This window comes from Halobellus sp. H-GB7, from assembly GCF_030848585.1.
In the GTDB taxonomy this organism is placed as follows: Archaea; Halobacteriota; Halobacteria; order Halobacteriales; family Haloferacaceae; genus Haloquadratum; species Haloquadratum inordinatus.
This window is the reverse complement of the sequence record NZ_JAVDDW010000001.1, coordinates 794,120-819,371: the sequence shown is the minus strand read 5'-3', so window position 1 is coordinate 819,371 and position 25,252 is coordinate 794,120. Positions and strand designations below refer to the sequence as shown.

Here is a 25,252-nt window from a genome sequence, read left to right as displayed (position 1 = left end):
TTCGCCGAAGGGTCTGAAAAATGTACTGGGCTGTCGGTCCCGATCGGGCTCAGATCGAAGTCACGCGCGTGAACCGGTCGTCGAGAGCCTGGGCGTCTTCCGGCAGCAGCGCGACGACGAGGAAGTCCGCGTAGTCCGCGAAGTACTCGACGAGCGCGGCGATCCGGTCGGAGTCGATCGCTTCCAGCGAGTCGAGCACCATGAACGGCACCGACTCGTGGAGGTCGTGGACGAGATAGCCCGCGAGCGCGAAGATCAGTCCCGTTACCTCTCGTTCGCTCTCCGAGAGGTGGTCGATCGTGTCCTCGTAGGCCGCGCCGTTCTCGGTCGTCCGCACGATGTGCAGCTCGAAGCGCGTCTGCCCGTTCGTCGAGCCCGCGTCCTCGATCCGCTCGATCCAGATACGCTCGATGTTCTCATATCCCAACAGGTCGAGGATCGACTCCATATGCTCGTTGAACGAGTCGACCGCTTCGGCCTCGATCTGGTCGATCTTCGTCCGCTGGTCGGTGAGTTCGTCGACGAGTTCCGTGCGCTGTTCCCGGAGGTCGTCCGCGCGCTCGACGTCGGCTTCGATCTCTTCGATCTCGCTCGTCACGTCGTCGAGGTCGGATTCGAGGCTGTCGATCTCGAACTCCAGCTGATTCGCCTCTTTGTGCAGCGTGAGGATCTCGTCGAAGTCCGCCGATTCGAGGCTCTCCACTTCGGACTCCAGAGACTCGACCTCGTCGGTCAGGCCTTCGCGGTTCGCTTTCAGCGCGTCGATCTGCTCGTCACGCCGGTCGAGTTCCGCCTCGATATCGTCGAGTTTGCGTTCGATTTCAGTTCGACGACGCTGCTTCTTGGTCGCCTCTCGCTGCTCCTGTTTCAGCTCTTCGAGCTGGCTTTTGACGTCGTTGAGCGCGTCGACCTTCTCGGTGCGGAGCGATTTCAGCCGGTCGATCGTCGATTCGATCTGCTCGCGCTCGACCGAGGAGCCACAGGTCCAGCAGACGACCGTCTCGGAGTCGGAGTCGACCAACTGGTCGGTGAGCGAGCCGCCGCTCTCCTCGGCGGCCGCGCCCCCGTCCTGCAGCAGTTCGTAGTCCTCGGCTTCGAGGCGCTCTTCGTTGTACTGTATCAGACTGCGGAGTTCGTTGATCTCCGTGTTCAGATCCTGCCGTTCCGTACGGAGCCGATCGATCTCGGATTCGAGGTCCCGGTGGTCGCCCATCGGCGTCTCCGGCAGATCGTCGAGATCCGACTCGAGGTCGCTGCGTTCGCGCTTCAGCGACGAGATGCTCTCCTCTTGGCGCTCGATCTTGCGGCGGATGGTTTCGAGTTCCGAGCGGGTCTGCCGCAGCTCTTGGAGTTTCTCTTCGAGTTCGGCCTGCTCTTTCCGTCCCTGCTCGACGTCCCGGCTGCTGTCGTCGATCTCGTCTTCGAGCTCGGCGAGTTCCTCGCGCTTGTCCTCGATCTTCTCACGGAGGGTGTTGCGCCGCTGTTCGAGTTGCGGGAGGTCGCGCTTTCGCGACTCGATGTTAGCCAACTCGTCGTTGATGTCGCCCTTCTCGGTTTCGAGTCGGCGGATCTCCGCGCGGATCGCGTCGACGTCGACAGGTCGCATAATGACGTCACGAAGCTGGTCGCCACGGGCGGCCGCCTGACGGGCGTCGTTGGTTTCGAGCAGGAATGCGAACAGGTCGGCGACTTCGGGATCGTTGAGGTAGCCGTCGCCCTCGAAGGTGACGTCGTCACCCACTCGCTTGAGCGTTCGCTCGTAAGTGTCGCCGTCGAGCGTCATCTCGACGCGACCCTCGTCTGCGTCGCCTTTCAGAGAGGCCCGCTGGCTCCCCATCGCACACATAATCGATCGGAGGAAGGAGGTCCGGTTCGTCGCGTTCTTACCGGTGAGAACCGTCACGCCGGGCGGAATATCGACCTCAGTCTGGTCGATCCCACCGATGTTCTCGACCGAGAAGTGAGCGGAGTCAGTCAGTTGCTCGGATGTAGCCATACCTGTCTTATTTTCTCTTGCGTATATATACTTTGTGTACTATTATCTGGCCCCGGACAGATGCCCTCGTCGGTCTCGTGTCCAATATCGCCGAACAGCGTTGGACGAGCCGGTGCCACACCCAGACCCAAACCGCCGGAATGCGCCGATCAGAGGCGCCGGACAAGAGTGGGACACGTCCTTCGCTCCGGACGTTCCGTCACGGAGAGAATAACAATTGTACTTCCGTTAGGACCCCGCGACAGTGGTGGGGTTAATTTGCTGGCCGACCCGTGGGACGAAACACGATTCCGAGTAATAATTCTCCGTACGTCCTGGCCACGAAAGGTCCACAGCCTTCGCCTCGGTGAACGGCTGACAGTTCGCCGAATCACGTCTGCGTTCGGCACGTGAGAGGACCGCGTTCGTTGCCGGACGACCGCAAGCGTCCCATCACCTCTGGCCAGAACGTATGTCTGAAATGTCCAGCGTGGCGTCTGAGAATGTCGGACGGAATCCTAACTCTATAGTAGCATTTGCAACTGATTGCTCATCCGACCGCACGACAGCGTACGATCGGATGCGTGAGGACTTGCAAATGCTACTATACCTTCTCACACTCAACGCGTCTGCTTTTTTACTATTAGCCGATCCGATTGTCGGGCCACACTGTCTGTTAGTCCTGTCTTAGTACGGAAAAGGAGCCTCTATACAACAGTTTCGCCGCGAGAGTGGCTCCGACGATTCGATCGACGTACTGTCCGAAATAACCGGTGTCTTTAGGTCCGTCGAGTCTGATGCACAGCGTAAGAATGAGCGACGACACACCACCGCTGAAGACGGTCCAACGAGCGTTCGAGATAATGGAAGTACTCAAAGAGGAGAAACAGGTCGGGGTCGCCGACCTGGCACGACGACTCGATCTCCCGAAGAGCACCGTCCACGACTACCTGCGGACGCTGCGAACGATGGGCTACGTGGTCAACGACGACGGTACCTACCGGCTCGGATTCCAACTGCTCGAACTGGGTGGCCAGGTGAAGTACCGGAATCGGCTATTTCACGTCGCTAAACCCGAACTCGAACGTCTGGTAGAAAAGACCGGAGAACAGGCCAGCGTCAACGTCGAAGAGCGGGGCGAATTCGTTATTCTCCACACGGAATTCGGATCGGACTCCCTCCAACTGGGGATCTATCCCGGATTCCGGACACCGATTCACACACACGCGGGCGGCAAAGCCATTCTGGCCCATCTCGGCGAGGAGTCCATCGAGCGCATCATCGAGACGCGCGGGCTACCAGCGCAGACCGCGAACTCGATCACCGATCCCGAAGAACTGACCGCCGAACTCGAAGCAGTCCGCGAGCGGGGATACAGTATCGACCGGGACGAGCAGGTGGTCGGGATGGGCGCGGTGGCGGCACCCGTCCGCGTCGAGGATCGCGTTCTCGGCTCAGTCGGGATCGTCTGTCCGAGCGATCGACTCCTCGACGACGAGCAACGAGACGAGTTCGTCAGAGAGGTCCAAAAGTCTGCGAACATCGTCTCAGTCAACTACCAATACGCGCCCTGAAAGCGTCCGAATATTTCGTACGAAGACGAAACAGTACATCCCGCACAAAGTTGGTGTCACTCGCGAACACGCGTGACTGGAGGGCCGTCTTACGACTCCAGTCACCTACTACCGTACGAGATCGGCAGATCCTTATCGGCGTACCGATTTCGCCGGCCACTGTTTCCACATTATACTGCAAACCTCCGATAAATTAATTATGGTAGCTCCGAACTATCACTCGATGGACGAAGCAATCGAGAATGTCGCGGTTCTCGGAGCCGGCAATATGGGCCACGGGATCACCGAAGTGGCCGCAATTGCGGGCTACGAGGTCGTGATGCGCGATATCGAAGAAGAACTCGTAGAGGACGGGTACGAGCAGATCGAGTGGAGTCTCGGCAAGCTCGCAGAGAAAAACCAGATCGAAGAGGACGCAGACACCGTCCTCGATCGGATTTCGACGACGGTCGATCTGGAGGCGGCGGTCGCCGATGCCGACCTCGTGATCGAGGCCGCGCCCGAGGATCTCGACATCAAGCGCGACGTCTTCGCGGACGTGGACGCCGCCACTGGTGCGGAGACGATTATGGCGACGAACACGTCGAGTCTCCGGGTCAGCGACATCGCGATGGCCACTGACCGACCCGAGTACGTCTGCGGGATGCACTTTTTCAATCCTCCGGTCAAGATGGACCTCGTCGAAGTCGTCTCCGGCGAACAGACGCGAGCGGACGTCGTCGACGCGGGCATCGAGTTCGTCGAGTCGCTCGAGAAGACGCCGATCCGGGTCCGCAAGGACGTCCCCCAGTTCGTCGTCAACAACGTGCTGACGCCGCTGATGGGCGAAGCCGGGTTTATGCTCGACGAGGGCGACGTCGACATCCAAGACGTCGACGCCGCGATGGTCTTCCAGCGCGGGTACCCGATGGGGCCGTTCGAGCTCAACGACTTCGGCGGCCTCGACATCTTCACCCACACCCGCGACCAGTGGGATATGCCCGTCCCGGATTCGATCCGGTCCCGGGTCGAAGACGACGACCTCGGCCGGAAGACCGGCAAGGGCTTCTACGACTACGAGGACAGTGAGGGCGTCAACTACGAACCCACAGACGGCGAGGGCGTCGACACGCTCCGCATCGAGGCCCGGATGATCAACGAAGCGGCGAAGCTGATCGGTGACGACGTCGCCGACCCCGAGGACATCGACATCGGAATGCGTCTCGGCGGCGGCCTCCCCGAAGGGACCTGCCGGACTGCGGACAAACTCGGGCTCGATCGAGTGGTGGAAAAACTCCGCGACCTCCACGAGCGGACCGGCGCGGAGCGCTACGAGCCGGCCGAGTATCTCGTCGAACTGGTCGAGAACGGCCACACCGGCGAGGACGCCGGGCGGGGCTTCTACGACTACAGCGACGGCGGCCCCTACCACTACGTGAGCCACGAACTGACCGACGAGGGCGTCCTCAACGTCGTCTTCGACCGCGAGGAACGACTCAACGCCTTCTCGACGGATATGTTCGACGAGGTCAAGCGCCTGCTCGACACCGTCGACGACGAAGAAGTCAGCTGTGTCGTCTTCGAGGGCGCGGGCGACCGCGCGTTCAGTGCCGGCGCGGACATCACCGGCTTCACGACGGCCGAGCCGACGGAACTGGCCACCGTCGACGAGACCGTCGAAGCGATCTACGACTATCCGCGACCGACGATCGCGAAGATCGACGGCTTCTGTCTCGGTGCGGGGCTAGAGATCACGCTCGCGTGCGACCTCCGCTATGCGACCGAAGGCTCCACGCTCGGCAGCCCCGAGATCGACCTCGGACTGATCCCGGGTGGTGGCGGCACCCAGCGGCTCGTCCGCCTCATCGGCGAACCGCGGACGAAGGAGATGGTCTACCGCGGGATGCAGATCTCAGCCGAACGGGCCGAAGACTGGGGCATCCTCAACCGCGCTCTCGACGAGGACGAGTTCGAGGAGACGCTCGACGACGTCGTCTCCGACCTCGCGAACGGCCCGCAGACCGCGCTCGAAGTGGCAAAGCGCGTCATCACCGAGGGGCAGAACGCGAGCCTCAAGACTGGAATCGCGATGGAGAGTCAGGCCTTCGGCCTGCTCGCGACCACCGACGATATGCTCGAAGGGGTCGCGGCGTTCAACCAGGATCGAGAGCCGGACTTCGGGGGTGACTGAGATGACGCGTAACGTCGGCATCGTCGGCGGCGGCCACGCGAAGTGGGGCGTCCGCGAGGCGAGCTACAAGGACCTCATTCAGGAGGCCGGCAAGGCGACGTTCGATGACGTCCCAGATGTGGGACCGAAAGACATCGAAGGACTGTTCGTCGGCTCCGTCCAGCCCGAGCGGTTCGCTTTCCAGACGCACGTCGCGCCGATGGTGGCGGAACTCCTCGGCGTCGACGTCGACAGTATGATCGCGCGGACCGAACTCGCGTGCGCGAGCGGGCAGGCCGCGCTGCGCTACGCCTGGCTGGCGATCGCGTCCGGGCAACTCGACACCGCGCTCGTGCTCGGCGTCGAGAAGATGAACCTCCCGCGAGAGCATATGGCCGAGACGCAGGCCAGTATGACGAACGTGATGGACCGGGAGTTCGACGGCGTCAACGGGCTGAACGCGCCGCCGTACTTCGCGATGATCGCCCAGCGGCATATGCACGAGTACGACACCACGCGCGAACAGATGGCGCGAGTCAGCGCGAAGAACAAGAGCCACGCCGCCCACAACGAGTTCGCGCACTACCAAAAGGAGATATCCGTCGACGACGTCGTCGACTCCTTCGAGTTGTCGCCGCCGCTGTGTCTGTACGACTGCAGCGGCGTCACCGACGGCGCGGCCGGGCTGATCCTAATGAGCGAAGAGAAAGCCCGAGAGGTGACAGACGAGGCCGCCTGGATCACGGGCAGCGGTCAGGCGTGTATGGCGAGCAACTCCATCAACAATCTCCCGTCGATGTCGGCGTGGCCGCAGGCGACGACCGCCGCAGAGCAGGCCTACGAACAGGCCGGGATCGACGACCCGCTCGCCGAACTCGACGTCGCGGAGGTCCACGATTGCTTCACGATCAGCGAGATCATCGAGTACGAAGACCTCGGCTGGGTCGAGAAGGGCGAAGGCGGACAGTTCATCGAGGACGGCCGCAGCGAACTCGACGGCGACATCGGCGTCAATCCGCGCGGCGGGCTGCTCGGCTGCGGGCACCCGCTGGGCGCGACCGGCGTCTCACAGGCGCTCGAAATCTTCAATCAGTTCCGCGGAACCGTCGAGGACGAACGGCAGGTGCCGGACCCCGAGACCGGACTCATCCACAACCTCAGCGGCAGCGCCTCGGTGCACAGCGTGATGACTCTCGCGCGAGGGCGACCACAATGAGCGACGAAAACCACAACGACCACGGGACGGACAGAGACGTCGTCGAGATTCCGGAGACGATCGAGCTACCGCGACTGCTCGACTTCTACGAGCTGCAGGACGAGGCGAACACGGAGATCCACGAGTTCTACGACAATCTCCGCGACGGCCAGTTGACGACGACGCAGTGTCGGGACTGCGGCGACCTGCAGTTCCCGCCCCGGATCGTCTGTCCGGAGTGCCAGAGCGACGATCTCGAATACGTGGACCTGCCACACGAGGGGACGCTGTTCGCGTTCTCGACGCTCCGCGCGGGCGCGCCGATCGGGATGGAAGACGACGTACCGTTCGTCGTCGGCGTCGTCGACATCGGCGACGTGCGCCTGTCGGCCCGCATCGACGACGCGGAGTACGACGACCTCGAAATCGGCGACTCCGTGCAGTTGAAGATCGTCGACATCGACGGCCCGACCGACCAGGAACGAGTGTTCTACCGATTCGAGCCCGCAGAGCAATGAAGGACTACGAGCTCACGATCACGAAGTTCCTGCAACGCGCGGTCGATCTCTTCGACCACAAAGAGATCGTCTCGAAGCTCTCAGACGGCTCGCTCCACCGGTACACCTACGCGGACGCCTACGAGCGCATCTGCCAGCTCGCGCACGCACTCGACGACTACGGTCTCGACCTCGGTGATCGCGTGTCGGTGATGGCGGTCAACCACTACCGCCACTACGAACTGTACTTCGGACCCTCCTGCAGCGGCCGGAGCATCCACACGACGAACCACCGGCTGCCGGAACACCACCTCGTCGAGATCATCAACGAGGCCGAGGACAAGATGCTGTTCGTCGACCCCGCGTTCCTCGACACGGTCGAGGCCATCGCCGACGACCTCGAAACCGTCGAGCAGTACGTCGTCATCGACGACGAGGTGCCCGAGACCTCGCTGGAATCGGTCGTCGACTACGAGTCGTTCATCGCGGGCTACGACACCGAGTACGACTGGCCCGAACTCGACGAAGAGCGCGAGTTCGCGCTGTGTTACACTTCGGGAACGACGGGCCTCCCGAAGGGCGTCCAGTACCGCCACCGGCGGATGTTCCTGCACACGCTGGTCCACGGCCACGTCGACGTCTTCGGCGTCGGCGAGAACGACACGGTGATGCCGGTCGTGCCGATGTTCCACGTCAACGGCTGGGGCTTCCCGTACTCGGCGACGTTCTACGGGTCGAAGCTGGTCTTACCGGGGCAACACACCGGCCCCCAGGACGTCGCCGACCTCATCGACGCCGAGGACGTGACGGCCGCGGCCGCGGTCCCGACGATCTGGATCGAGATGGACAGTTACCTCGAATCCGTCGCAGGCGAACCGCTCGACAGCTTAGACCGCGTGCTGACAGGGGGGAGCGCCCCGCCGGCGTCGCTGATGCAGAAGTACGAGGAAGTGTACGAGGCGCCCATCTACCAGGGCTACGGGATGACAGAGGCCTCGCCGCACCTAGCGAACACTTTCGAGACGACGGAGATGCAGGACCTCCCAGAGGAGAAGCGCTACGAACTCAAGCGGAAGGCTGGGATCCCTGCGCCGGGTGCGCGCATACGCCTGCGGACCCAGGACGGCGATCCCGTTCCGCACGACGGGGAGACGCCGGGCGAGATCCACGCGCGGTCGCCGTGGCTCACCGACGGCTACTTCGAGCGCCCCGACGCGAACGCGAACTCGTTCACCGACGACGGGTGGTTCAAGACGGGCGACGTCGGCACGATAGACGAGTACGGCTACCTCGACATCGTCGACCGCATCGACGACGCGATCAAGAGCGGCGGCGAGTGGATCTCCTCGGTCGAGCTAGAGAACTCGCTCATCGACGCCGACGGCGTCGCCGAGGCGGCCGTCGTCAGCGTGCCGCACGAGAAGTGGCAGGAACGGCCGGTCGCGTTCGTCGTGACCGAAGATCCAGCCGTCGACGAGGAGTCCCTGCGGGAACACCTGCTCGACACGTTCCCGAAGTGGTGGCTCCCGGACGTCTTCCGGTTCGTCGACGAGATTCCCAAGACCACGACGCACAAGTTCGACAAGAAGGACCTCCGCGAGCAGTTCATCGAGACAGAGGGTGAACTCCCGCTCGGCGAGTGATCGAAAGTACACGAAAATAGATTACGAATACTAAACACCACAACACAAAGATATGAAATCCGATATACTCACAGATGCCGTCGTCCCCGAGGACGCACACGACGTGAAATCGCAGGCTCGGTCGTTTGCAAACGAACACATCCGCCCCGTCGCAGCCGAGTACTTCGAGTCGGGATCGTACCCGGTCGACGTCGTAGAGGCCGGACGCGACGCCGAACTCGTTGCGCAGGAAATCGACCCCGCCTACGGGGGGCTCGGGCGCTCGCTCGCGGAAGTCGTCGCGACCGCCGAGGAGTTCTTCCGGGCGGACGCCGGGATCGGACTCGCGTTGATGGGCCAGAGCTTCGGGACCAACATCATCGAAGCGTTCGGCAGCGAAGAGAAGAAAGAGACCTACCTCAGACCCATCGCCGAGTACGAACAGCGGACCGGGATGGCGATCTCCGAACCCGACACCGGCAGCGACCTCGCCGGGATGGAAACCACTGCCCACCGCGACGGCGACGAGTGGGTCATCAACGGCGAGAAGTACTGGATCGGGAACGGAATCTCGGGCGACTGGATCACCGTCTACGTCCGCACCGAGGACACCGACGACCGACACGGCAACCACTCGCTCTTGATCGTCCCGACCGACGCCGAGGGGTACGAGGCCGAGCACATCCCCGAGAAGATGGGGATGCGCGCATCCGAGCAGGCTCACATCACGTTCGACGGCTGCCGCGTGCCCGCGGAGAACCTCATCGGCGAACGCGGTGATGGGTTCCGGATGGTCGCGGAGTTCTTCAACCACGGGCGCGTCCGCGTCGCCGCCCAGGGGATCGGACTCGCCGCGGCCGCCATCGAAGAGGCGTGGGACTACGTTCACGACCGCGAGGAGTTCGGTCGCACCGTCTCGGACTTCCAGTCGGTCCAGCACGATCTCGCGGAGATGCGGATGGAGTTCGAGAGCGCCCGGGCGCTGCTTTGGCGGGCCGTCGAACACGTGATGGCAGGCGAAGACGCCGAGCGGTGGGCCGCGATGGCGAAAGCCAAGGCCACTGAGGTCGCCGCCGAGTGCGCCGAAACGGGGATGAAGCTCCACGGTGGACAGGGCCTCCTCGACGAGAACCGCATCGCTCGCGTCTATCGCGACGCGAGGATGCCGATGATCTACGAGGGCGTCGGCGCGATTCAGCGCGACCTCATCTACCGGAACTACTGAGGGGAGCCGTCGGCTCACTCGTCTCTTTTGGACACATAGTAGACAGACGACAGATCGCGACCCGAGTTACCGTCTACACGAGACGGACCTGCGGAGCTGCGCTCCTCGCTGCCGGGTCAGAAACGAACGGCGGATCCCGACCGCCGATGTGACGCGGGCGATTCAGTAGTTGCCGCGGCCGGTCGAGGCGATCGGCGGCGGGGTGTGCGGACCGTACGGCGCGTCGTCGAGGTACTCGCCGGCCGGCTCGAAGTAATCTGCGAGCGACGCCGCGGCCTCCTTGCGGAGCACGGTGACGGGCGTGTCGCCCTGGAGGTAATCGAGCGCCTGACCGGCGGCCTCGATATTGTACTCGGCCGCGCGCTCTCGGCGGGCGGCGTAGAGTTCGACCTCGTCGCGAGCGACGGCGTCGTTCGAGCGCGTCGCGACGGCGACGGCCGAGGCGGCCTCGTCGGCGTCGGCGACGCAGGAGTTCATCCCGCGGGCGCCGAACGGCGCGAGCAGGTGTGCGGCCTCACCAGCGAGCAGGACGCGGCGGTTCTCGTCGATGAACGTGTCGGCCTGGACCTGTAGGAACTTGTACGTCGAGGTCCACTGGATGTTGTCCTTGTACTCCTCGCCCATAATCTTGCCGACGAACTCCCGCATCTGCTCGTCGCTGGAGATCTCCTCGGGGTCGTCGTCGCCGAGACACTGGATGTCGAGCCGCCAGCCGCCGGTGAACGGCACGAGCATCACGTTGCGGCCGTCGGCGTTCGGAGAGTCGTAGTGGAACAGGCGCTCGAACGGGATCGGCTCCTCTTCGATCGTGTTGTCGTCGAGCGTCTTGACGTCGACGATGATGAAGGAGTTCTCGGACTGCTCGCCCTCGAACTCGGCACCGATCTCCTTGCGGACCTGCGAGCCCCCACCGTCGGCACCGATCAGGTACGGCGTCTCCCACTCCTGGCCGTCTGCGGTCTCGACGTGCACGCCGTCGGGCGTCGATTCGACGCTCTCGACGCCGGCGTCCCAGTGGATGTCGATGCCGACTTCGTCGAGAGCTTCGTGCATATATTCCTCGGTGACGACCTGCGGCAGGCTCGTGAAGTGCGGGATCTCGCCGTCGCCGCCGGGGTTGTCGTAGGTGCGTCGGAAGACGGTCTTGCCGCGCCACATCGTGTGACGGGTCGGCCAGACGAGGCCTTCCTCGACGAGGTCCGTTCCAAGTCCGGGGTGGATCCGTTCGAGCGTCCGGAGCGTCGATCCGTGAACGTAGATCGCGCGGCTGCCGGCGCGGTCACGATCTTCGGAGTCCGCCTCGATGATCGCTGCGGGCACGCCGCGGGCGTGAAGCGCGAGGGCCGCAGTCATTCCGGTGGGTCCGGCACCGGCGATCAACACTGGCTGGTCGGCATCGTTTGAACTCATCGTGTCTATGCATCTGTTACCACACGTACCTCATAATCGTTGTGGTTGACTCGGGCGGAGACGGCCGAACACGGCCGTTTTTGTTGGATACAGCGAGCGCTGTCGGCGTGAAAATGGCGTCGCGATCCGCGCCGCCGGCCAGCGTGGTTAGTTCAGACCGAGCTTCTCGGCGACCCAGTGGTCGCGCACGGCGAACACCATCTCCTCCTCGTCGTCGAAGACGGTGGTCTCGGCGACGAACTCGTCCCACTCACCGTCGGGCACCAGTTCGAGGTCGTCCGCCGACGTCGCGTCGGAGGGACTCGCTGCGACCATCTCCTCGAAGGTGTCGAAGTCGGTGTTTTCCTGCATAAAGTCCTCGTCGAACAGCTCTTCGATCGGGATCTCCTCGTCCTTCGAGACGATCTCTCGCGGGTCCGGTAGGTCCTCAGCCTCCTCAGCAGCCTCTTCGAGGTCGAACTGTTGCGCCATACCACACCGTTCGGACTACCCCACGTAAACCTTTGCGGTACGCTGCTGCACATCCGCCGCTGAACGCAGTTCGCGCTCGGCCCCGCCCTATCCCGTTCCGGGCGTCGAAGGGTTTTCGACGTGGGCGAGCGTGCGAAGAATATGCGGTACTACGAGGACGTCGAGGTCGGTTCGATGGCGACGTTCGGCGCCTACGACGTGACGGCAGCAGAGATCAAGGAGTTCGCCGAAAAGTACGACCCACAGCCGTTTCATACGGACGAGGAGGCCGCCGCGGACTCGGTCTTCGGGGAACTCGTCGCCTCGGGATGGCACACGATGGCGATGTGTATGCGACTGCTCACGGAGGATCCCGACCCGCTGGCAGCGCTGGCCGGCGTCGGTGCCGACAACATCCGCTGGCGCGAACCGGTTGCACCGGGCGACCGACTGCATCTCCATACCGAAATTATCGACAAACGTCCGTCCTCGGAACACGACGACCGAGGCTACGTCACGACCCACTTCGAGGGGCTGAACCAAGAGGACGACGTCGTCGTCAGCTACGAGGCCACTGCGCTCGTCAAGCGGCGGAGTTACGAGTAGCGTCTGCGCTGTCGTGCCACCGCAGAAACGAGTCACCCGTTCGTGCACTACCCCCTAGCGGCGTTCCCCTGGGCCAGATACGAATATCAGCTGTGAAAACTGTGCGAATCAGTTAAATAGTGACACGGATACGCACCTCGCAATGACACAATCACCCCCGATCGAGACAGCCTCTCTCGCTCCGGACGTCCCGGACGACTACGACGAGGCCGAGCGGTATCGCGCAGAACGCGATTACTGGCGACACCTCTTCGACGAACTCGCCGCGGAGTTTCCCGAGCCGGTGCTCGTCGTCGACGACGACGGCCGACTGACTCACTGGAACGACGAGCACGCGGAGTTTATGGGTCTCTCTCCTGAGGAAGTGCTCGGGCGACCCGCAAACGAAATCATCGGCACTGAGAGCACGACAGAAACGCTCGCCGAGGAGGTCGCTCGCACCGGCGAAACCGTCCGCGAGTCAGAGATCAGGTCCGGGACCAACGAGGAGGGAGAGGAGTGGCACGTCCGCGCGACCGGCATCCCGCTGTCAGCTCCCGACGGCGACGTCGTCGGCGCGTTCGAGGTCGTGAGCCGCGTGACGGACATCGTCGAACAGCGCAAGTCGATGGAGCACGTCCAGAAACAAGTCAGTGAGGACCTCGAAGATACGGTCGGCGAACTCGAAGCGGCGTCCTCACAGGTCACGACGAATGTCGACGTGATCGCTGACGTCGCCGAACAGGAAGCGGCACACGTCAGAGAGGTCGACGACGACATCCAGACGTTCAGCGCCACGACCGAGGAAGTCGCCGCCAGCGTCGAGACGATCAGTTCACAGAGTTCCGAGACGGCCGATCTCGCGACCGAGTCCGAGGAGTCGACCGCGGAACTGCTACGGACCGTCGAAGATGTCGCCGACGCGAGTGACCGGATGGCCGACGACGCCGCGAACCTCGCCGAACGCGTCGAAGAGATCGACGACGTCGTCGCCGTGATCGACGACATTGCGGATCAGATCAACATCCTCGCGCTGAACGCGTCGATCGAAGCGGCCCGAGCCGGCGAAGCGGGCGACGGATTCGCCGTCGTCGCGGACGAAGTGAAGTCGCTTGCGGCCGAGTCGAAGACCGAAGCCGATCGGATCGAAGGGCTCGTCGAGTCGATCGCGACGATCGCGACCGACACGGTTGACGGCATCGAACAGACCACAGAACGGGTCGACGAAATCGAACGCCAGATCGAGACGGTCAACGAGAACCAACGGGAGATCCAGTCGGCGATCGCGGACGTCTCAGAGCAGTTAGAACAGATCGCGACCGCGACCGACGAGCAGGCGACGAGCGCTGAAGACATCTCTGCGATGCTCGGCACCACGGTCGAAGGCGTCGAACGGATCGCCGACGAAGTCGCAGAACTCGCGGCGGCGAACCAACAACAGACCGAACAGGTCGCAGAGATCCGTCGGAGCGTCGAGGCGCTCGAACGGAACCTCGACTCGGCGATCGGCGACCAGTAGCGACGGTCGTCGTCGGATATCTCGGACGAGCGGCGAACGGGACCGGGGTCGATCGACCCTGCGCCGAGTTACTCTTCGTCTTCCTCTTCGCTTCCGCAGACGAGCACGGGTTTGTGTGTCCCGAGAATCACGTCCTGCGTCACGCTGCCGAAGAGGGCTTTCCCCGCTGGCGAGCGCTTTCGACCGCCGACGCAGATCTGATCCACGTCGTACTCCGCTGCGTACTCCAGAATCTCTTCGGAGGGTGACCCGCTCGCTTCGAGCAGTTCGACGTCGACGCCGAGGGCTTCGAGTCGGTCCTGGGCTTCGCGGACGGCTTCGACCTGCTGGACTGACGCGCCTTCCGGATTGTCGCTGAAGACGTGCAGGATGAACACTTCCGCGCCGCTGGCCGTCTCGACCATATCTTCGATCGCGTTCGTCTGTGCGTGCGCCTGCGGGATGTCGTCGTCGAGTGCGAGTAGTACTCGAACCATACCCTCTCTGCATCGGCCACCTACTTATATTTCGGCGGTGGTTTCAGCGATTCCCCGCTTCGAATCCGACGACAGCACTGTACTCTCTCGAATACTGTTGAATACTGTTCGACGTGACCGAACTCTGTCTCGGATAACGGGACGGTAGAGCGACACCTCACGTCACCGGACGGCACCTGGGTTTATACTCACGGATCTGGGTAGCAGACGTATGCAACGAGCGTTCGAGGGGTCCAAACCCGAGGTCGCAGACAGCGCCTTCGTCTCCGAGATGGCGTATCTCGTGGGCGACGTCGCCGTCGACGAACGAGCGAGCATCTGGCCGTACGTCTGCTTGCGTGGCCACGGGACGGTGGTCGACGTGGGGAAAGAGACGAACGTCCAGGAGTTCACGACGCTTCACGGCGCGTCGCTGGGCGACAACGTGACTGTCGGCCACGGAGCCGTCGTCGACTACGCCGACGTCGAGGATCACTCGCTGATCGGGATGCAGAGTGCGGTGATGGGTGGTGCGACCGTCGAAGATCACTGTATCGTCGCCGCCAACGCAGTCGTACTGCAAGATCAGACCATTCCCTCTGGACACTTGGCGTACGGCACGCCCGCGGAAACGCGCCCTCTCACCGACTCACAACTGGCGCAGATCGAGGAGACGAACGAGACGTACGTCGAACTGGCTGCACGGTTCCGCGACGCCGGGTTAGGGCGAGACGCCTCGCCGTGATCTGTTCGATGCTGTCGAACAAATTGCTGTCCCTTAACACGGGACAGATTGTCGTGCAATGAGTGAACATAGCTGAACCGTCGAATTTCGCGCGCCGAGTCGAGAATCCCGTTCGAAAATCTCGAACACGCTCGTGGTAACACCCGTACGGTTGTTATGTTCGCTGCTATACTGCTTCTGTGTTCGATGACATCGAATAATAGTTCTGTCTCCCGGTGAAATTGTAGTGAAGTATCGACTGCCACGTACACGACAAATACTTGTCTATCGTCCAGTGAGAGTTGGTATGGAACAGGGACCGAACGAAGGACGAGGGATCAAGTCCGACGAGACGCTATTCGACATCGTCGAACACATCCAAAATCTCGACGGTGCCGGAGTCACCGAACTGGCTGAGGGGCTCGATATCGCCAAGAGCACGGTTCACGGTCACCTGACGGCGCTGCGGGACCGTGGCCTGGTCGTCAAACGAGGCCAACAGTACCACCTCGGGCTGAAGTTCTTCGAGTACGGGCAGTACGTCCGCAGCCAACTCGACATCTTCCAGTCGGGGATGTTCGCCGTCGACCGACTCGAAGCGGAGACTGGCGAGATGTCGTGGCTCATCACCCATCAGAACGGCAAAGCGATCTACGTCTACGGCCGCGGCGGCGACAACGACATCGACGTCAACACGATTCTGGGCACGCAGGTCCATATGCACTTCAACTCCGGCGGGAAAGCGATCCTCGCGCACCTGCCGGACGAGGAAGTCGAACGGATCGTCGACGAGCACGGGCTCCCTGCACGCACGGAGAACACGATCACCGATCGGGAGCGTCTCTACGACGAACTCGAACAGATCCGCGAGCAGGGCTACGCCCTCAACCTCAGTGAGGACCTCGAAGGGATCCAGGCGATCGGCGTCCCGCTGATGGTCAACAGCGAGATACAGGGTGCGCTGAGCGTCGCCGGGCCCGCCCACCGGATGTCGAAAGAGCGGTGTGAGGGCGAGATTCTCGATCACCTGCGGGCGGCGACCGACGAGATCGATCTGACGCTCGCATATCGCTGAGTGTCGTTCCGACCCCATTAGGAGCCGGAGAGCACTTCGAGCGCCCGCTGCAGGAGGTCTAGGCCCGCACACTCGCCGCCGCAGGTCGACAGAAACAGGAGCACGGCGAAGACGTACGTGAGTGCCATCTGGATCTGGACGGCGCGCTCGTCGGTCGCGAGCGCTGTCGCCGCGAGACACCCGACTGGGACGGCCGCAGCGGCGAGCGCGAACGCCGGGACGAGTGCGACCGTGCCGGCGACGCCAGCGGCTCCGAACCCAACAGTGAGGAGTGCGGTCCCACCGAAGACGCCGAACGCGATTCTGTCAGCGTTCGCAGCCCCGTACGCGACGGGGATCGTCCGCTTGTCGATGGTTCTATCGAACGCCGCGTCGAGGCGGTCGATCCCGATCTTGATGCCGGAGAGCAACGCGCCGAAGGCGGCCGCGACGGCGACGACGGCCACGGCGACGCCGCCGGTCTGCGTCGCGTAGCCGCCAACGATCGCGATACCAATCCCGAACGGATAGTCCACTGTCACCGTCAGCGGGTGTCGATCGAGGTATGGCGCGTGCAACAGTGCGAGCGCGAGCAGCGCGATGGCGGAGGCCGCGGCGATCACGCCTCCAGCGACCAGCAGTATCGCGGCGAGCGCGAGAACGACGGCGGCGCCGACACCGATGCTCCAGCGAAACCCTGCGACGGAGAGCAGCGGCGTTTCCTCGCCGCGCTGGTGGCCATCGACGAGTCCGTCCCGAAGGTGTGCGACGAACAGCGCGAGGCCGACAGTTACGGCGTGGAGCACGGCGAGGACGAGAGCGAACGACGACGCGGGAGCGAGCGCGGCACCGTAGGCGGACATCCCGACTGCGGGGAGCATAAACGTCGGTCGGACGTACGCGAGCAGGCGGCCGAGCGCGCCGAAGTCCTCCCACGTCGGTGCCATACGCGCCGATTCCGTGCCGTCGGTGATAAGTGCGACGCGTCGTCTTGGCGTCCCTGCGGGGCCGATATCGCACGTCGTCCGGCGCAAACAATACTGTATACAGCCCGTATCGCGCCGTGTCGGCGGCTGAAACGTGCAAATACTGATATGGGACAATCAAAACAATTAATGTCGCGGTAGGCTTGGTGGTTTCTAACAGACCTACTATGAGACTTGGTGACGCCCTCGAACGGACGGTTCGCTGTTATCCCGACAAACTCGCCCTCGTGACCGACGATGGCCGTTCGTTCACGTACGCCGAACTGGACGAGCGGAGCACGCGGCTGGCGAACGCGCTCACAGAACGGGTCGGTACCGAGCGGTGCGCCGTGCTCGCAATCAACCACGTGTCGGCTATCGAGGCGATGCTGGCCGGCAACAAACGGGGCGTCGCGACGGCGCAACTCTCTTATCGGGCGACCGTCGGCGAACTGGAACGAATGTCCGAGACCGCGGCGGCGGAAGCGCTCCTCTTCGACGACGCCAACGCCGACGACGCGCTGGAACTGCTCGACCGCGGCGCGTTCGACGTCGCCATCCACGCCGGCGACCGGGACGTCGACCACGAGAACGTCGAATCCTACGAGGCGGTCCTCGCCGGCGCCGACACCGATCTCGACGCGTCGCTCCCGGCGGGTGATGAGTGTGCCGTCCTGTACACGAGCGGGACGACGAGCGTCCCGAAAGCCGTCTCGTTCGACCAAGAAAAGCTCTGGTACGGTGCGATCCAGGTGATAATGGAGCACGGCATCGACGAGACCGACGTCGCGCTGTGTACCTCGCCGTGGTACCATATGGTCACGACCGACGCGTGGCTCTATCCGCACTTCGTCGCGGGCGCGACCGTCGTCCTGCACTCGGCGTTCGACCCCGAGGAAGCGCTCGAACTCATCGACGACCACGACGTGACCGGCCTGCTGGCCGTCCCCACACAGCTCAAATCCCTCAACGGCATCCAGCGCGAGGGCGGCGAGCCCTACGACACCGACTCGTTGTCGTACATCCGCACCGGCGGGTCGATCGTCACCGACGACCTCATCGAGGAGACTCACGAGTACCTCAGCGAGCACGTGTACAACACCTACGGGATGACCGAAGCCGGACCGGACCTCACGTTCGCGCACCCGGAGGTTCAGGAGGAGCACCCGGGGACGATCGGCAAGGAGTCGTTCTCCTGGGAGATCCGCGTCGTCGAGTCCGTCTCGCTCGCCGAGGACCCCGACCCCGAGGCGACCGTCGATGCTGGCGAACGCGGCGAGATCATCGCCCGCGGTCCGGGGATGTCGGACGGCTACATCGACAACCCCGACGCCGACGAGAAGACGTACTTCGACGGCTGGCTCCGGACGCGGGACGTCGCCCGCGTCGACGAGGAGGGCTACCTCTACATCGTCGACCGCGTCGACAATATGATCGTCAGCGGCGGCGAGAACGTCTACCCCGCCGAGGTCGAACGCGTCCTCGGCAACCACCCGGACGTCGAGGAGGCGTGCGTCTTCGGTCGGGACGACGACCAGTGGGGCGAGGTCGTCACGGCTGTCGTGGTCGTCGCAGAGGGAGCAGGCGTCTCAGACGAGGATCTCGACCAGTACTGTCTGCAACACGACGGCCTGGCGGACTTCAAGCGTCCTCGCGAGTACGCGATCACCCACGATGCGCTCCCGCGGACGGATACGGGGACAATTATGCGCGAGCAGTTGGTCGAAAAGCACTTCTCATAACGCGCGTTTTCAGATACAAAATCCGGCTGCGGCGACTGTGTTTTTCCGGGCCGAAGCGCTGCCGACACGGGCGGAATCGGGCGGAGATTCAGAAGAAGAGTACGAACAGCGCGATCTGTATCGGGACCAAGAACACGAGCGTCGCGATCGTACAGACGCTCGCCATCCGGCTCAGTTCGATCGAGTCGACGACGCCGAGGCCGAGGATCGCGACGAGGACGGCCGACTGGTACGGGAAGAAGTAGGCGTTCAGTGCCACGCTCTCGATCATCGCCACCGGCACGAGCGGGATTCCGGCACTGTTCGCGAACGTGACGAAGATGGGCGTGATGACGCTCGCAACGGCCATCCCCTCCATCACGAACGCCAGGAGCATCGAGACGGCCACGACGAAGACGAGCACGAGCGGCAGCGACGGGTCGGCCGGGAGATACGACAGCATCGTCTCCGCGGCGAGGTCGGTGAAGTTCGTCCGCTGGAGGCCTTCGGCGATGGCGAAGATCGCGCCGAGGAAAAAGAGGATCGAGAAGTCCGTCTCGCCGATCGCCTCGTGGTCGATGACGCCGATCCGGGGAGTAAACGAGAGCAGCGCGACCACGACCGCGCCGAAGAGCGGGTGCAGGCCGTGAATGAAGTCTGTCGCCCAGATCGCGACGCCGACGAGCAGGAACACGAGCATTCGGCGCTCCCGCGAGGAGAGCCCCTTCGAGTCGCGCTGTCCGAGCGAGGCTATCGCCTCGCGGTCACTGGGTCGATACAGCAGATACGTGACGGCGACGACGACGACGACGCGCCCGATCCCCATTACAGGTCCCATCCACAGCGTCCACTGGGTCCAACTGATCGCCGGGCCGCCGCCGGACTCGACGAGTCCCGTGACGATGATGTTCGGGAGCGCTCCGGTCAGAATCCCCGAGGCGCCGTAGTACGTCGCAAAGAGCGGGCCGAGGAAGATGCCGACCTTCGCGCCGCGCTCTTCGAACATATCGCCCATCGAGCTGAGGATCGGTGCAAGGATGAGGACGCGCACGAGCGAAGAGGGAACGAGCACCGCGAGAGCGAGGCTCCCGACCGAGAGGACGACGAGCAGATACCGATAGACGGCGACTGCGTCGGTGGCGATGCGATCGGGCATCCACGACAGCGCCGTCCGCTCGACGAGTTCCGCGAGGCCGCTTGCACTCGCCGCTTCGCCGATGAGCAGGCCGACGACGACGAGCCACGTCGCCGGCGAGCGAAAGCCCGTCAGCGCGAGTTCCGTCGAGAAGCCGACGCCGATCAGGCCGATGCCGAGCAGCGCGGTGAACCAGGGGTCGACCGGCGATCCGATCCACAGCACGACACAGAAGAGCGTGATCGCGAGCATCCGCGCGGCGTCGGGCGCCAACGGCGCGAACTGGACGACGCTACCCGCCGCGAGGAGGCCCGCGGGGAGCGCGAGCCAGGCCGCATCGACCGGGAGCGTCTCGGATGCCCGTGCCGAAATTCCATCAGACATACGTATTCGTTGTCACTCGTGTCACCGTGAACCACAATGAGATTGTCGATGCGCTCGCCGTCGCCCGGTCCCCGCTGCCGCCGTCGTCGGTGTCGGTGTACGTTTATCAAGGACGGTGGCGTATGCAGAGACGATGACAGAAGCGCGAGAGATCACAGAGATCGCACCGGACGTGTACGACATCACCGTGAAGGTAGCCGACGACGCGCGCTGGCGCGTCTTCCTCTTCGACGGCGAGACGCCGACGCTCGTCGACGCCGGCTTCGAGGACACCGTCGACGTCGTCGCTGCCGCCGCCGAAGAACTGGGTATCACGCCCGAGCGGGTCGTCATCACGCACAGCGATCCCGACCACGTGGGCGGTCTCGCCGGCCTCGTCGCGCGCTTCGACCTCGAAACGTGGGTTCCTGAGGGCGTCGAGGTCGACGTCGACGTGGATCACCGCTTCGGCGACGGTGACCACGTCGGGCCGTTCACCGCTGTCTCCGTCGCCGGGCACGCGACGGGCCACCACTCGCTTGTCGACGAGTCGCGTGGGATCGCCGTCATTGGGGACGCGCTGTTCGGATCGGACGCCCGCGGCCTCCCGGCCGGCTACTTCGTACTGCCGACGGCGTACTACTCCGAAGACCTCGCGACCGCCGACGCGGAGCTGTCGAACCTCCTCGAATACGATTTCGACGTCGGCCTCGTCTTTCACGGATCGAGCGTGACCGAGGACGCGAGCGAAAAGATCGCGGCGTTCGTCGACTTCGCAGGCAAGCGGTAGTCGCGGGCGAGGGCCGCTACTGTCGCCGGACGCAACGACGTCCGTTTCGGAACTGAAAACGAGGGGAGAACGAAGAGAAACAGCGACCGCCCACAGTGGTTGCGATAACCGTTATCAGTCGCCAGCGACCGCGTCGGAGAGGTCCTTGCCGGCGTGTTCGCCGAGGTAGGCTTCGATGACCTGATCGTCGTTTTGGATTTCTTCGGGCGTGCCTTCGGCGATGAGTTTCCCGTTGTCCAGCACCATCACGCGCTCGCTGACGGTCATCAGCGCGCGCATCACGTGGTCGATGAGGAAGACGGTCTTGCCCTCGTCGATGATGTCGCCGACGAGGTCGATGATGCCTTCGGTCTCCTCGGGGTCGAGACCGCCGGCGACCTCGTCGAAGAGGACGATCTCGGGGTCAGTCGCGAGCACGCGGGCAATTTCGAGGCGTTTGAGCTGACCGACGCTGAGTTCGCCCGGATCGGCGTGCATCTGCTCTTCGAGGCCGACGAACTCGAGCATCTCGGCCGCCCGGCCACGCGTGTCGTCGAACTCGCGGCCGCCGAACTCGGCGCCGACAGCGACGTTCTCCAGGAGCGAGAGGCTCTCGAAGGGCCGAACGATCTGGTGGGTCTTCGCGAGTCCGCGGTGACAGATCTCGTATTGGGTCTTGCCCGTGATGTCTTCCCCGTCGAAGAACACCTGTCCCTCCGTCGGCGGATGGACTCCCGAGATCGTTCGGAACAGCGTACTCTTTCCTGCTCCGTTCGGCCCAATGAGGCCGACTGCCTCACCCCGATCGACAGTGAAGGAGACGTCTTCGATGGCGACGACCCCGCCGAACTTCTTCGTCAGCCCTCGTCCTTCCAACAACGTCATTATCGATCGGTATCCAAGCCACGCAGATAAACTTACGGAATGTGCAAGCAGGTCACACTGTGGAAAGCACGTCAACCGGATGCCCGGCTGCTTGCTCGCTGACGGTTCGCTCGTCAACGAGTCGGACAGTCGCCGACTGTGAACAGTAGGGAAAACGCTTTGATGGTGTTGAGTATATGTGCGAGCGTGACTCTAACACAGATGTTCGAACCCTCGGCGGTCGCCGTCGTCGGCGCCTCGAAGGTCGAGGGAAAGATCGGGTACGAAGCGATGGCGAACGCCGCCCTATTCGACGGACCGGTGTATCCGGTGAACCCCTCAGCGTCGGGCGAGCTGTTCGGATCGGAGTTCGTCTCGTCAGTGACCGACATCGACGACGACGTGGATCTCGCGCTCTGCTGTGTCCCGGGACCGGCCGTCCCCGACGTGCTCGAAGAGTGCGGTGAGGCGGGCGTCGGCGCCGTCGTCCTCTATTCGAGCGGCTTCGCCGAAGCGGGCGACGAAGGCGAGGAGCTACAGGAGACGATCGTCGAAATCGCCGACGAACACGGTATCTCACTGCTCGGGCCGAACACGAGCGGCTTCCTGGTGCCGGCGCGAAACCTCCGCTGTTCGTTCGCCAGCGGCGTCGAGGAGATCCCGGCCGGGAACACCGCGATCCTCGCGCAAAGCGGTGGCGTCGCGCATACGCTCGCGTACCAGTCGCGACGCCAGGGCCGCGGCATCTCGGCGATGGTTGGACTCGGGAACCGCGCCAACGTCGGCTTCGCCGAGACGATCGAGTACTTCGACGGGGACGAGAACACGGACGCCATCGTCTTGCACGTCGAGGGGACCGACGACGGTCGGGGCCTCTTGGAAGCCTGCCGCGCGAGCGACACGCCGGTCATCGCCTACAAGGTCGGTCAATCCGACGTCGGCGACTTCGCCGAGTCCCACACGGGCGCGCTCACGGGCGATCACGAACTCTACACCGCGGGCTTCGCGCAGTACGGCACGCCGACGGTCGACGCCACCGACGACCTGATGGACGCGGCCGCGGCGCTGGGCGACTGTCCGACGCCGGACGGACCGAACGTCGGTGTCGTCACCGCCCAGGCCGGCCCGGGGATCATCATCACCGATCGGATCCAGCGCGCCGGCGGCCGGCTGCCGAAGCTCTCGGAATCGACCCAAGAGCGCGTCGACGAGATCCTGCCGGGCGTGACCTACGCCGACAACCCCGTCGACACCGGTCGGCCGATGCCCGAGTTCGGTGAGATCGTGACGGCCGTCGCCGAGGACGACCGCATCGACATCGTGCTCGTCTACGAACTGTTCGAGGAGGCGCTGGGCCTCCCAGTCGAGGACCTCGACGGGCTCGCCGAGCGGGTCGGCAAGCCGGTCCTGTTCGCGACCGAGGGAATCGAGGAGACGCTCGCCGAGGAGCGCGAGGCGCTCGAAGCCGCCGGCGTCCCGACGTTCGCGACGCCCGAGCGCGCCGCCGACGCCGCGGGCACGCTGGCTCGCTACGCGCAACTCCAGGCGGGCCAGCCCGCGACTGACGGGGGGACCGGGACCACGCCCACTGTAGGCGACGCCGCCGAACCGGAGGTGACCGCCGATGAGTGAGGAGACGCCGGCGCCCATCGCGGCCGCACGGGGAGATGGCCGTCACACGCTGACCGAGGCCGAGGGGAAGGAACTCCTCGCGTCGGCCGGCATCGACACGCCCTCGTTCGCGGTGTGTGCCGACGCCGACGCCGCCGTCGACGCGGCCGAGGATATCGGCTACCCGGTCGTGGTAAAGGTCTCCTCGCCCGCGGTCACGCACAAGAGCGACTGGGCCGGCGGCATCGGTGTCGCGGTCGGACTGGACTCGGCTGACGCGGTTCGGGATGCCGCAGACGAGATCCTCACGACCGCAGACGAGCGCGGGATCGACGCCGACGTCCTCGTCGAGGAGGCGATGGACCTCGACCGCGGGACCGAAGTGATCGTCGGCGGTATCCGCGATCCGTCCTTTGGGCCGGTCGTACTCACGGGGCTCGGAGGCGTGTTCACGGAGATATTCGAGGACACCAGCCACCGGATCGCCCCGATCGACCGCGCCGAGGCCCGCTCGGCGATCGAGGAACTCCAGTCCCTGCCGCTACTCGAAGGGTACAGGGGAAGCGAGCCGGCGGACGTCGATGCGCTCGCGGATGCGATCGCCACCGTCGGCGACCTCGTCACCGAGCACCCGATCGCCGAACTGGACGTCAATCCCGTCTTGGCGACAACCGATGGAGTGATAGCACTCGACGCGCTCGTCGTACTGGAGGATCACTAATGTTCGAACGTATCTGGACAGTCCGGTTCTCGGACACCGATCCCTTCGGCATCGCCCACTATCCGCGTATCGTGGATGCGCTCCACGAGACGTCAGATATGTTTATGCAGGAGATCGGCTACCCATTCTGGGAGCTCTCGCAGGAGCACGACTTCGGGCTGCCGCTGGTCGAGATGAACTTCGAGTTCAGGAACCCCATCAACGCCGGCGACGACGTTCGAGTCACGCTGACGCCGGACGTCGGGAGTCGCAGCGTTCGCTTCAACTACGAGGCCTACGTCGATGACACGCTCGCGTTCGAGGGCTACGAACAGCGAGTCTGTGCGGAGGTCGGCGGCGGGAGCGCGATCGAACTGCCCGAGGACCTCCGAGAATCGCTTCTCGAATACGCCGACGACTAATACTGTCGGTCAGAACGATGTGAAAATCATCGGCACCCCGTGGGTGCCAAAATGGTTCACGAACCTCCATCCGACAGTATAAGCCCGTCGCGACTCCCTGCTCAGCCATCTCTCGTGTATTCACAAGACCGTACGCCCGACCGAAGACAGTGTTCGATGGGGGGCGTGAAGACCTACAAACGCTACTTTCGCGCCTGCAACTCGCCGCGGATTCGCCGTGTCGATCATCGAAGGTAGCGATACGCTTTTAGGAATTACGTGGGTACGT

At 63.8% G+C, this 25,252-nt stretch carries 22 protein-coding genes; 15 read left to right on the top strand and 7 right to left on the bottom strand.

Annotated elements, in window-relative coordinates; translation table 11 throughout:
• Positions 1-49: 49 nt before the first annotated feature.
• Positions 50-1,996 (bottom strand): archaea-specific SMC-related protein, encoded by a 1,947-nt coding sequence (locus RBH22_RS04335; RefSeq protein ID WP_306676633.1) that lies wholly within the window; start codon positions 1,994-1,996, stop codon positions 50-52.
• A 791-nt stretch (positions 1,997-2,787) separates the two neighbouring features.
• Between RBH22_RS04335 and RBH22_RS04330 the strand changes: the two genes are divergently transcribed.
• The 6 genes from RBH22_RS04330 to RBH22_RS04305 all read left to right on the top strand — a co-directional run bounded on the left by RBH22_RS04330 (position 2,788) and on the right by RBH22_RS04305 (position 10,237).
• Positions 2,788-3,549 carry an IclR family transcriptional regulator gene (locus RBH22_RS04330; protein ID WP_256290676.1) on the top strand — a complete coding sequence of 254 codons (762 nt, stop codon included), beginning with the start codon at positions 2,788-2,790 and terminating at the stop codon, positions 3,547-3,549.
• Positions 3,550-3,772: 223 nt separating this feature from the next.
• Complete coding sequence (locus RBH22_RS04325) at positions 3,773-5,719, top strand: 3-hydroxyacyl-CoA dehydrogenase NAD-binding domain-containing protein (RefSeq protein ID WP_306676632.1); 1,947 nt, start codon at positions 3,773-3,775, stop codon at positions 5,717-5,719.
• A 1-nt stretch (position 5,720) separates the two neighbouring features.
• The gene (locus tag RBH22_RS04320; protein WP_121570220.1) at positions 5,721-6,914 is read left to right on the top strand and encodes a beta-ketoacyl synthase N-terminal-like domain-containing protein; all 1,194 of its coding nucleotides are present in this window, start codon (positions 5,721-5,723) and stop codon (positions 6,912-6,914) included.
• On the top strand, positions 6,911-7,411 hold the full coding sequence (locus tag RBH22_RS04315) for an OB-fold domain-containing protein (RefSeq protein ID WP_306676631.1): 501 nt from the start codon (positions 6,911-6,913) through the stop codon (positions 7,409-7,411). Before RBH22_RS04320 ends, RBH22_RS04315 begins: the two co-directional genes overlap by 4 nt.
• Positions 7,408-9,033, top strand: coding sequence for a long-chain fatty acid--CoA ligase (locus RBH22_RS04310; protein WP_306676630.1), 1,626 nt, complete (start codon positions 7,408-7,410; stop codon positions 9,031-9,033). Before RBH22_RS04315 ends, RBH22_RS04310 begins: the two co-directional genes overlap by 4 nt.
• Before the next feature lie 52 nt (positions 9,034-9,085).
• Positions 9,086-10,237, top strand: coding sequence for an acyl-CoA dehydrogenase (locus tag RBH22_RS04305; RefSeq protein WP_306676629.1), 1,152 nt, complete (start codon positions 9,086-9,088; stop codon positions 10,235-10,237).
• Between the two features lie 162 nt (positions 10,238-10,399).
• On the opposite strand, the gene RBH22_RS04300 is transcribed toward RBH22_RS04305, so the two are convergent.
• Together RBH22_RS04300 and RBH22_RS04295 are read right to left on the bottom strand one after the other, a co-directional pair.
• Positions 10,400-11,647, bottom strand: coding sequence for an FAD-dependent monooxygenase (locus tag RBH22_RS04300; protein WP_256545000.1), 1,248 nt, complete (start codon positions 11,645-11,647; stop codon positions 10,400-10,402).
• A 147-nt stretch (positions 11,648-11,794) separates the two neighbouring features.
• A complete protein-coding gene (locus RBH22_RS04295; protein WP_306676628.1) occupies positions 11,795-12,118 on the bottom strand; it encodes a hypothetical protein in 324 nt (107 codons plus the stop codon).
• A gap of 141 nt (positions 12,119-12,259) precedes the next feature.
• On the opposite strand from RBH22_RS04295, the gene RBH22_RS04290 reads away from it, so the two are divergent.
• Positions 12,260-12,703, top strand: coding sequence for a MaoC family dehydratase (locus tag RBH22_RS04290; protein ID WP_306676627.1), 444 nt, complete (start codon positions 12,260-12,262; stop codon positions 12,701-12,703).
• A gap of 142 nt (positions 12,704-12,845) precedes the next feature.
• Positions 12,846-14,201 carry a methyl-accepting chemotaxis protein gene (locus RBH22_RS04285; RefSeq protein WP_306676626.1) on the top strand — a complete coding sequence of 452 codons (1,356 nt, stop codon included), beginning with the start codon at positions 12,846-12,848 and terminating at the stop codon, positions 14,199-14,201.
• 68 nt (positions 14,202-14,269) lie between these two features.
• On the opposite strand, the gene RBH22_RS04280 is transcribed toward RBH22_RS04285, so the two are convergent.
• Positions 14,270-14,677 (bottom strand): universal stress protein, encoded by a 408-nt coding sequence (locus RBH22_RS04280; protein WP_121570212.1) that lies wholly within the window; start codon positions 14,675-14,677, stop codon positions 14,270-14,272.
• Between the two features lie 211 nt (positions 14,678-14,888).
• Here RBH22_RS04280 and RBH22_RS04275 point away from each other — a divergent pair, with 211 nt between their 5' ends.
• Together RBH22_RS04275 and RBH22_RS04270 are read left to right on the top strand one after the other, a co-directional pair.
• A complete protein-coding gene (locus RBH22_RS04275) occupies positions 14,889-15,401 on the top strand; it encodes a gamma carbonic anhydrase family protein (protein WP_306676625.1) in 513 nt (170 codons plus the stop codon).
• Positions 15,402-15,687: 286 nt separating this feature from the next.
• The gene (locus RBH22_RS04270) at positions 15,688-16,455 is read left to right on the top strand and encodes an IclR family transcriptional regulator (RefSeq protein WP_306676624.1); all 768 of its coding nucleotides are present in this window, start codon (positions 15,688-15,690) and stop codon (positions 16,453-16,455) included.
• 17 nt (positions 16,456-16,472) lie between these two features.
• Here the strand turns inward: RBH22_RS04270 and RBH22_RS04265 are convergent, their stop codons facing one another.
• Complete coding sequence (locus RBH22_RS04265) at positions 16,473-17,381, bottom strand: hypothetical protein (protein WP_306676623.1); 909 nt, start codon at positions 17,379-17,381, stop codon at positions 16,473-16,475.
• A 206-nt stretch (positions 17,382-17,587) separates the two neighbouring features.
• On the opposite strand from RBH22_RS04265, the gene RBH22_RS04260 reads away from it, so the two are divergent.
• Positions 17,588-19,141, top strand: a complete 1,554-nt coding sequence (locus tag RBH22_RS04260; protein WP_306676622.1) for an AMP-binding protein — start codon at positions 17,588-17,590, stop codon at positions 19,139-19,141.
• Positions 19,142-19,229: 88 nt separating this feature from the next.
• On the opposite strand, the gene RBH22_RS04255 is transcribed toward RBH22_RS04260, so the two are convergent.
• Positions 19,230-20,639, bottom strand: coding sequence for an SLC13 family permease (locus RBH22_RS04255; protein WP_306676621.1), 1,410 nt, complete (start codon positions 20,637-20,639; stop codon positions 19,230-19,232).
• Between the two features lie 133 nt (positions 20,640-20,772).
• Here RBH22_RS04255 and RBH22_RS04250 point away from each other — a divergent pair, with 133 nt between their 5' ends.
• Positions 20,773-21,408, top strand: coding sequence for an MBL fold metallo-hydrolase (locus RBH22_RS04250; RefSeq protein ID WP_306676620.1), 636 nt, complete (start codon positions 20,773-20,775; stop codon positions 21,406-21,408).
• 114 nt (positions 21,409-21,522) lie between these two features.
• Here the strand turns inward: RBH22_RS04250 and RBH22_RS04245 are convergent, their stop codons facing one another.
• Positions 21,523-22,272, bottom strand: a complete 750-nt coding sequence (locus tag RBH22_RS04245) for an ABC transporter ATP-binding protein (protein WP_121570207.1) — start codon at positions 22,270-22,272, stop codon at positions 21,523-21,525.
• Positions 22,273-22,458: 186 nt separating this feature from the next.
• On the opposite strand from RBH22_RS04245, the gene RBH22_RS04240 reads away from it, so the two are divergent.
• Genes RBH22_RS04240 through RBH22_RS04230 form a run of 3 tightly spaced genes read left to right on the top strand, consistent with a single transcriptional unit; the run spans position 22,459 to position 24,984 of the window.
• Positions 22,459-23,883, top strand: coding sequence for a CoA-binding protein (locus tag RBH22_RS04240; protein ID WP_306676619.1), 1,425 nt, complete (start codon positions 22,459-22,461; stop codon positions 23,881-23,883).
• Positions 23,876-24,583, top strand: coding sequence for an acetate--CoA ligase family protein (locus RBH22_RS04235; protein WP_306676618.1), 708 nt, complete (start codon positions 23,876-23,878; stop codon positions 24,581-24,583). Before RBH22_RS04240 ends, RBH22_RS04235 begins: the two co-directional genes overlap by 8 nt.
• A complete protein-coding gene (locus RBH22_RS04230) occupies positions 24,583-24,984 on the top strand; it encodes a thioesterase family protein (RefSeq protein WP_306676617.1) in 402 nt (133 codons plus the stop codon). The genes RBH22_RS04235 and RBH22_RS04230 overlap by 1 nt, the downstream gene beginning before the upstream one ends.
• The last annotated feature ends 268 nt before the right edge of the window (positions 24,985-25,252 follow it).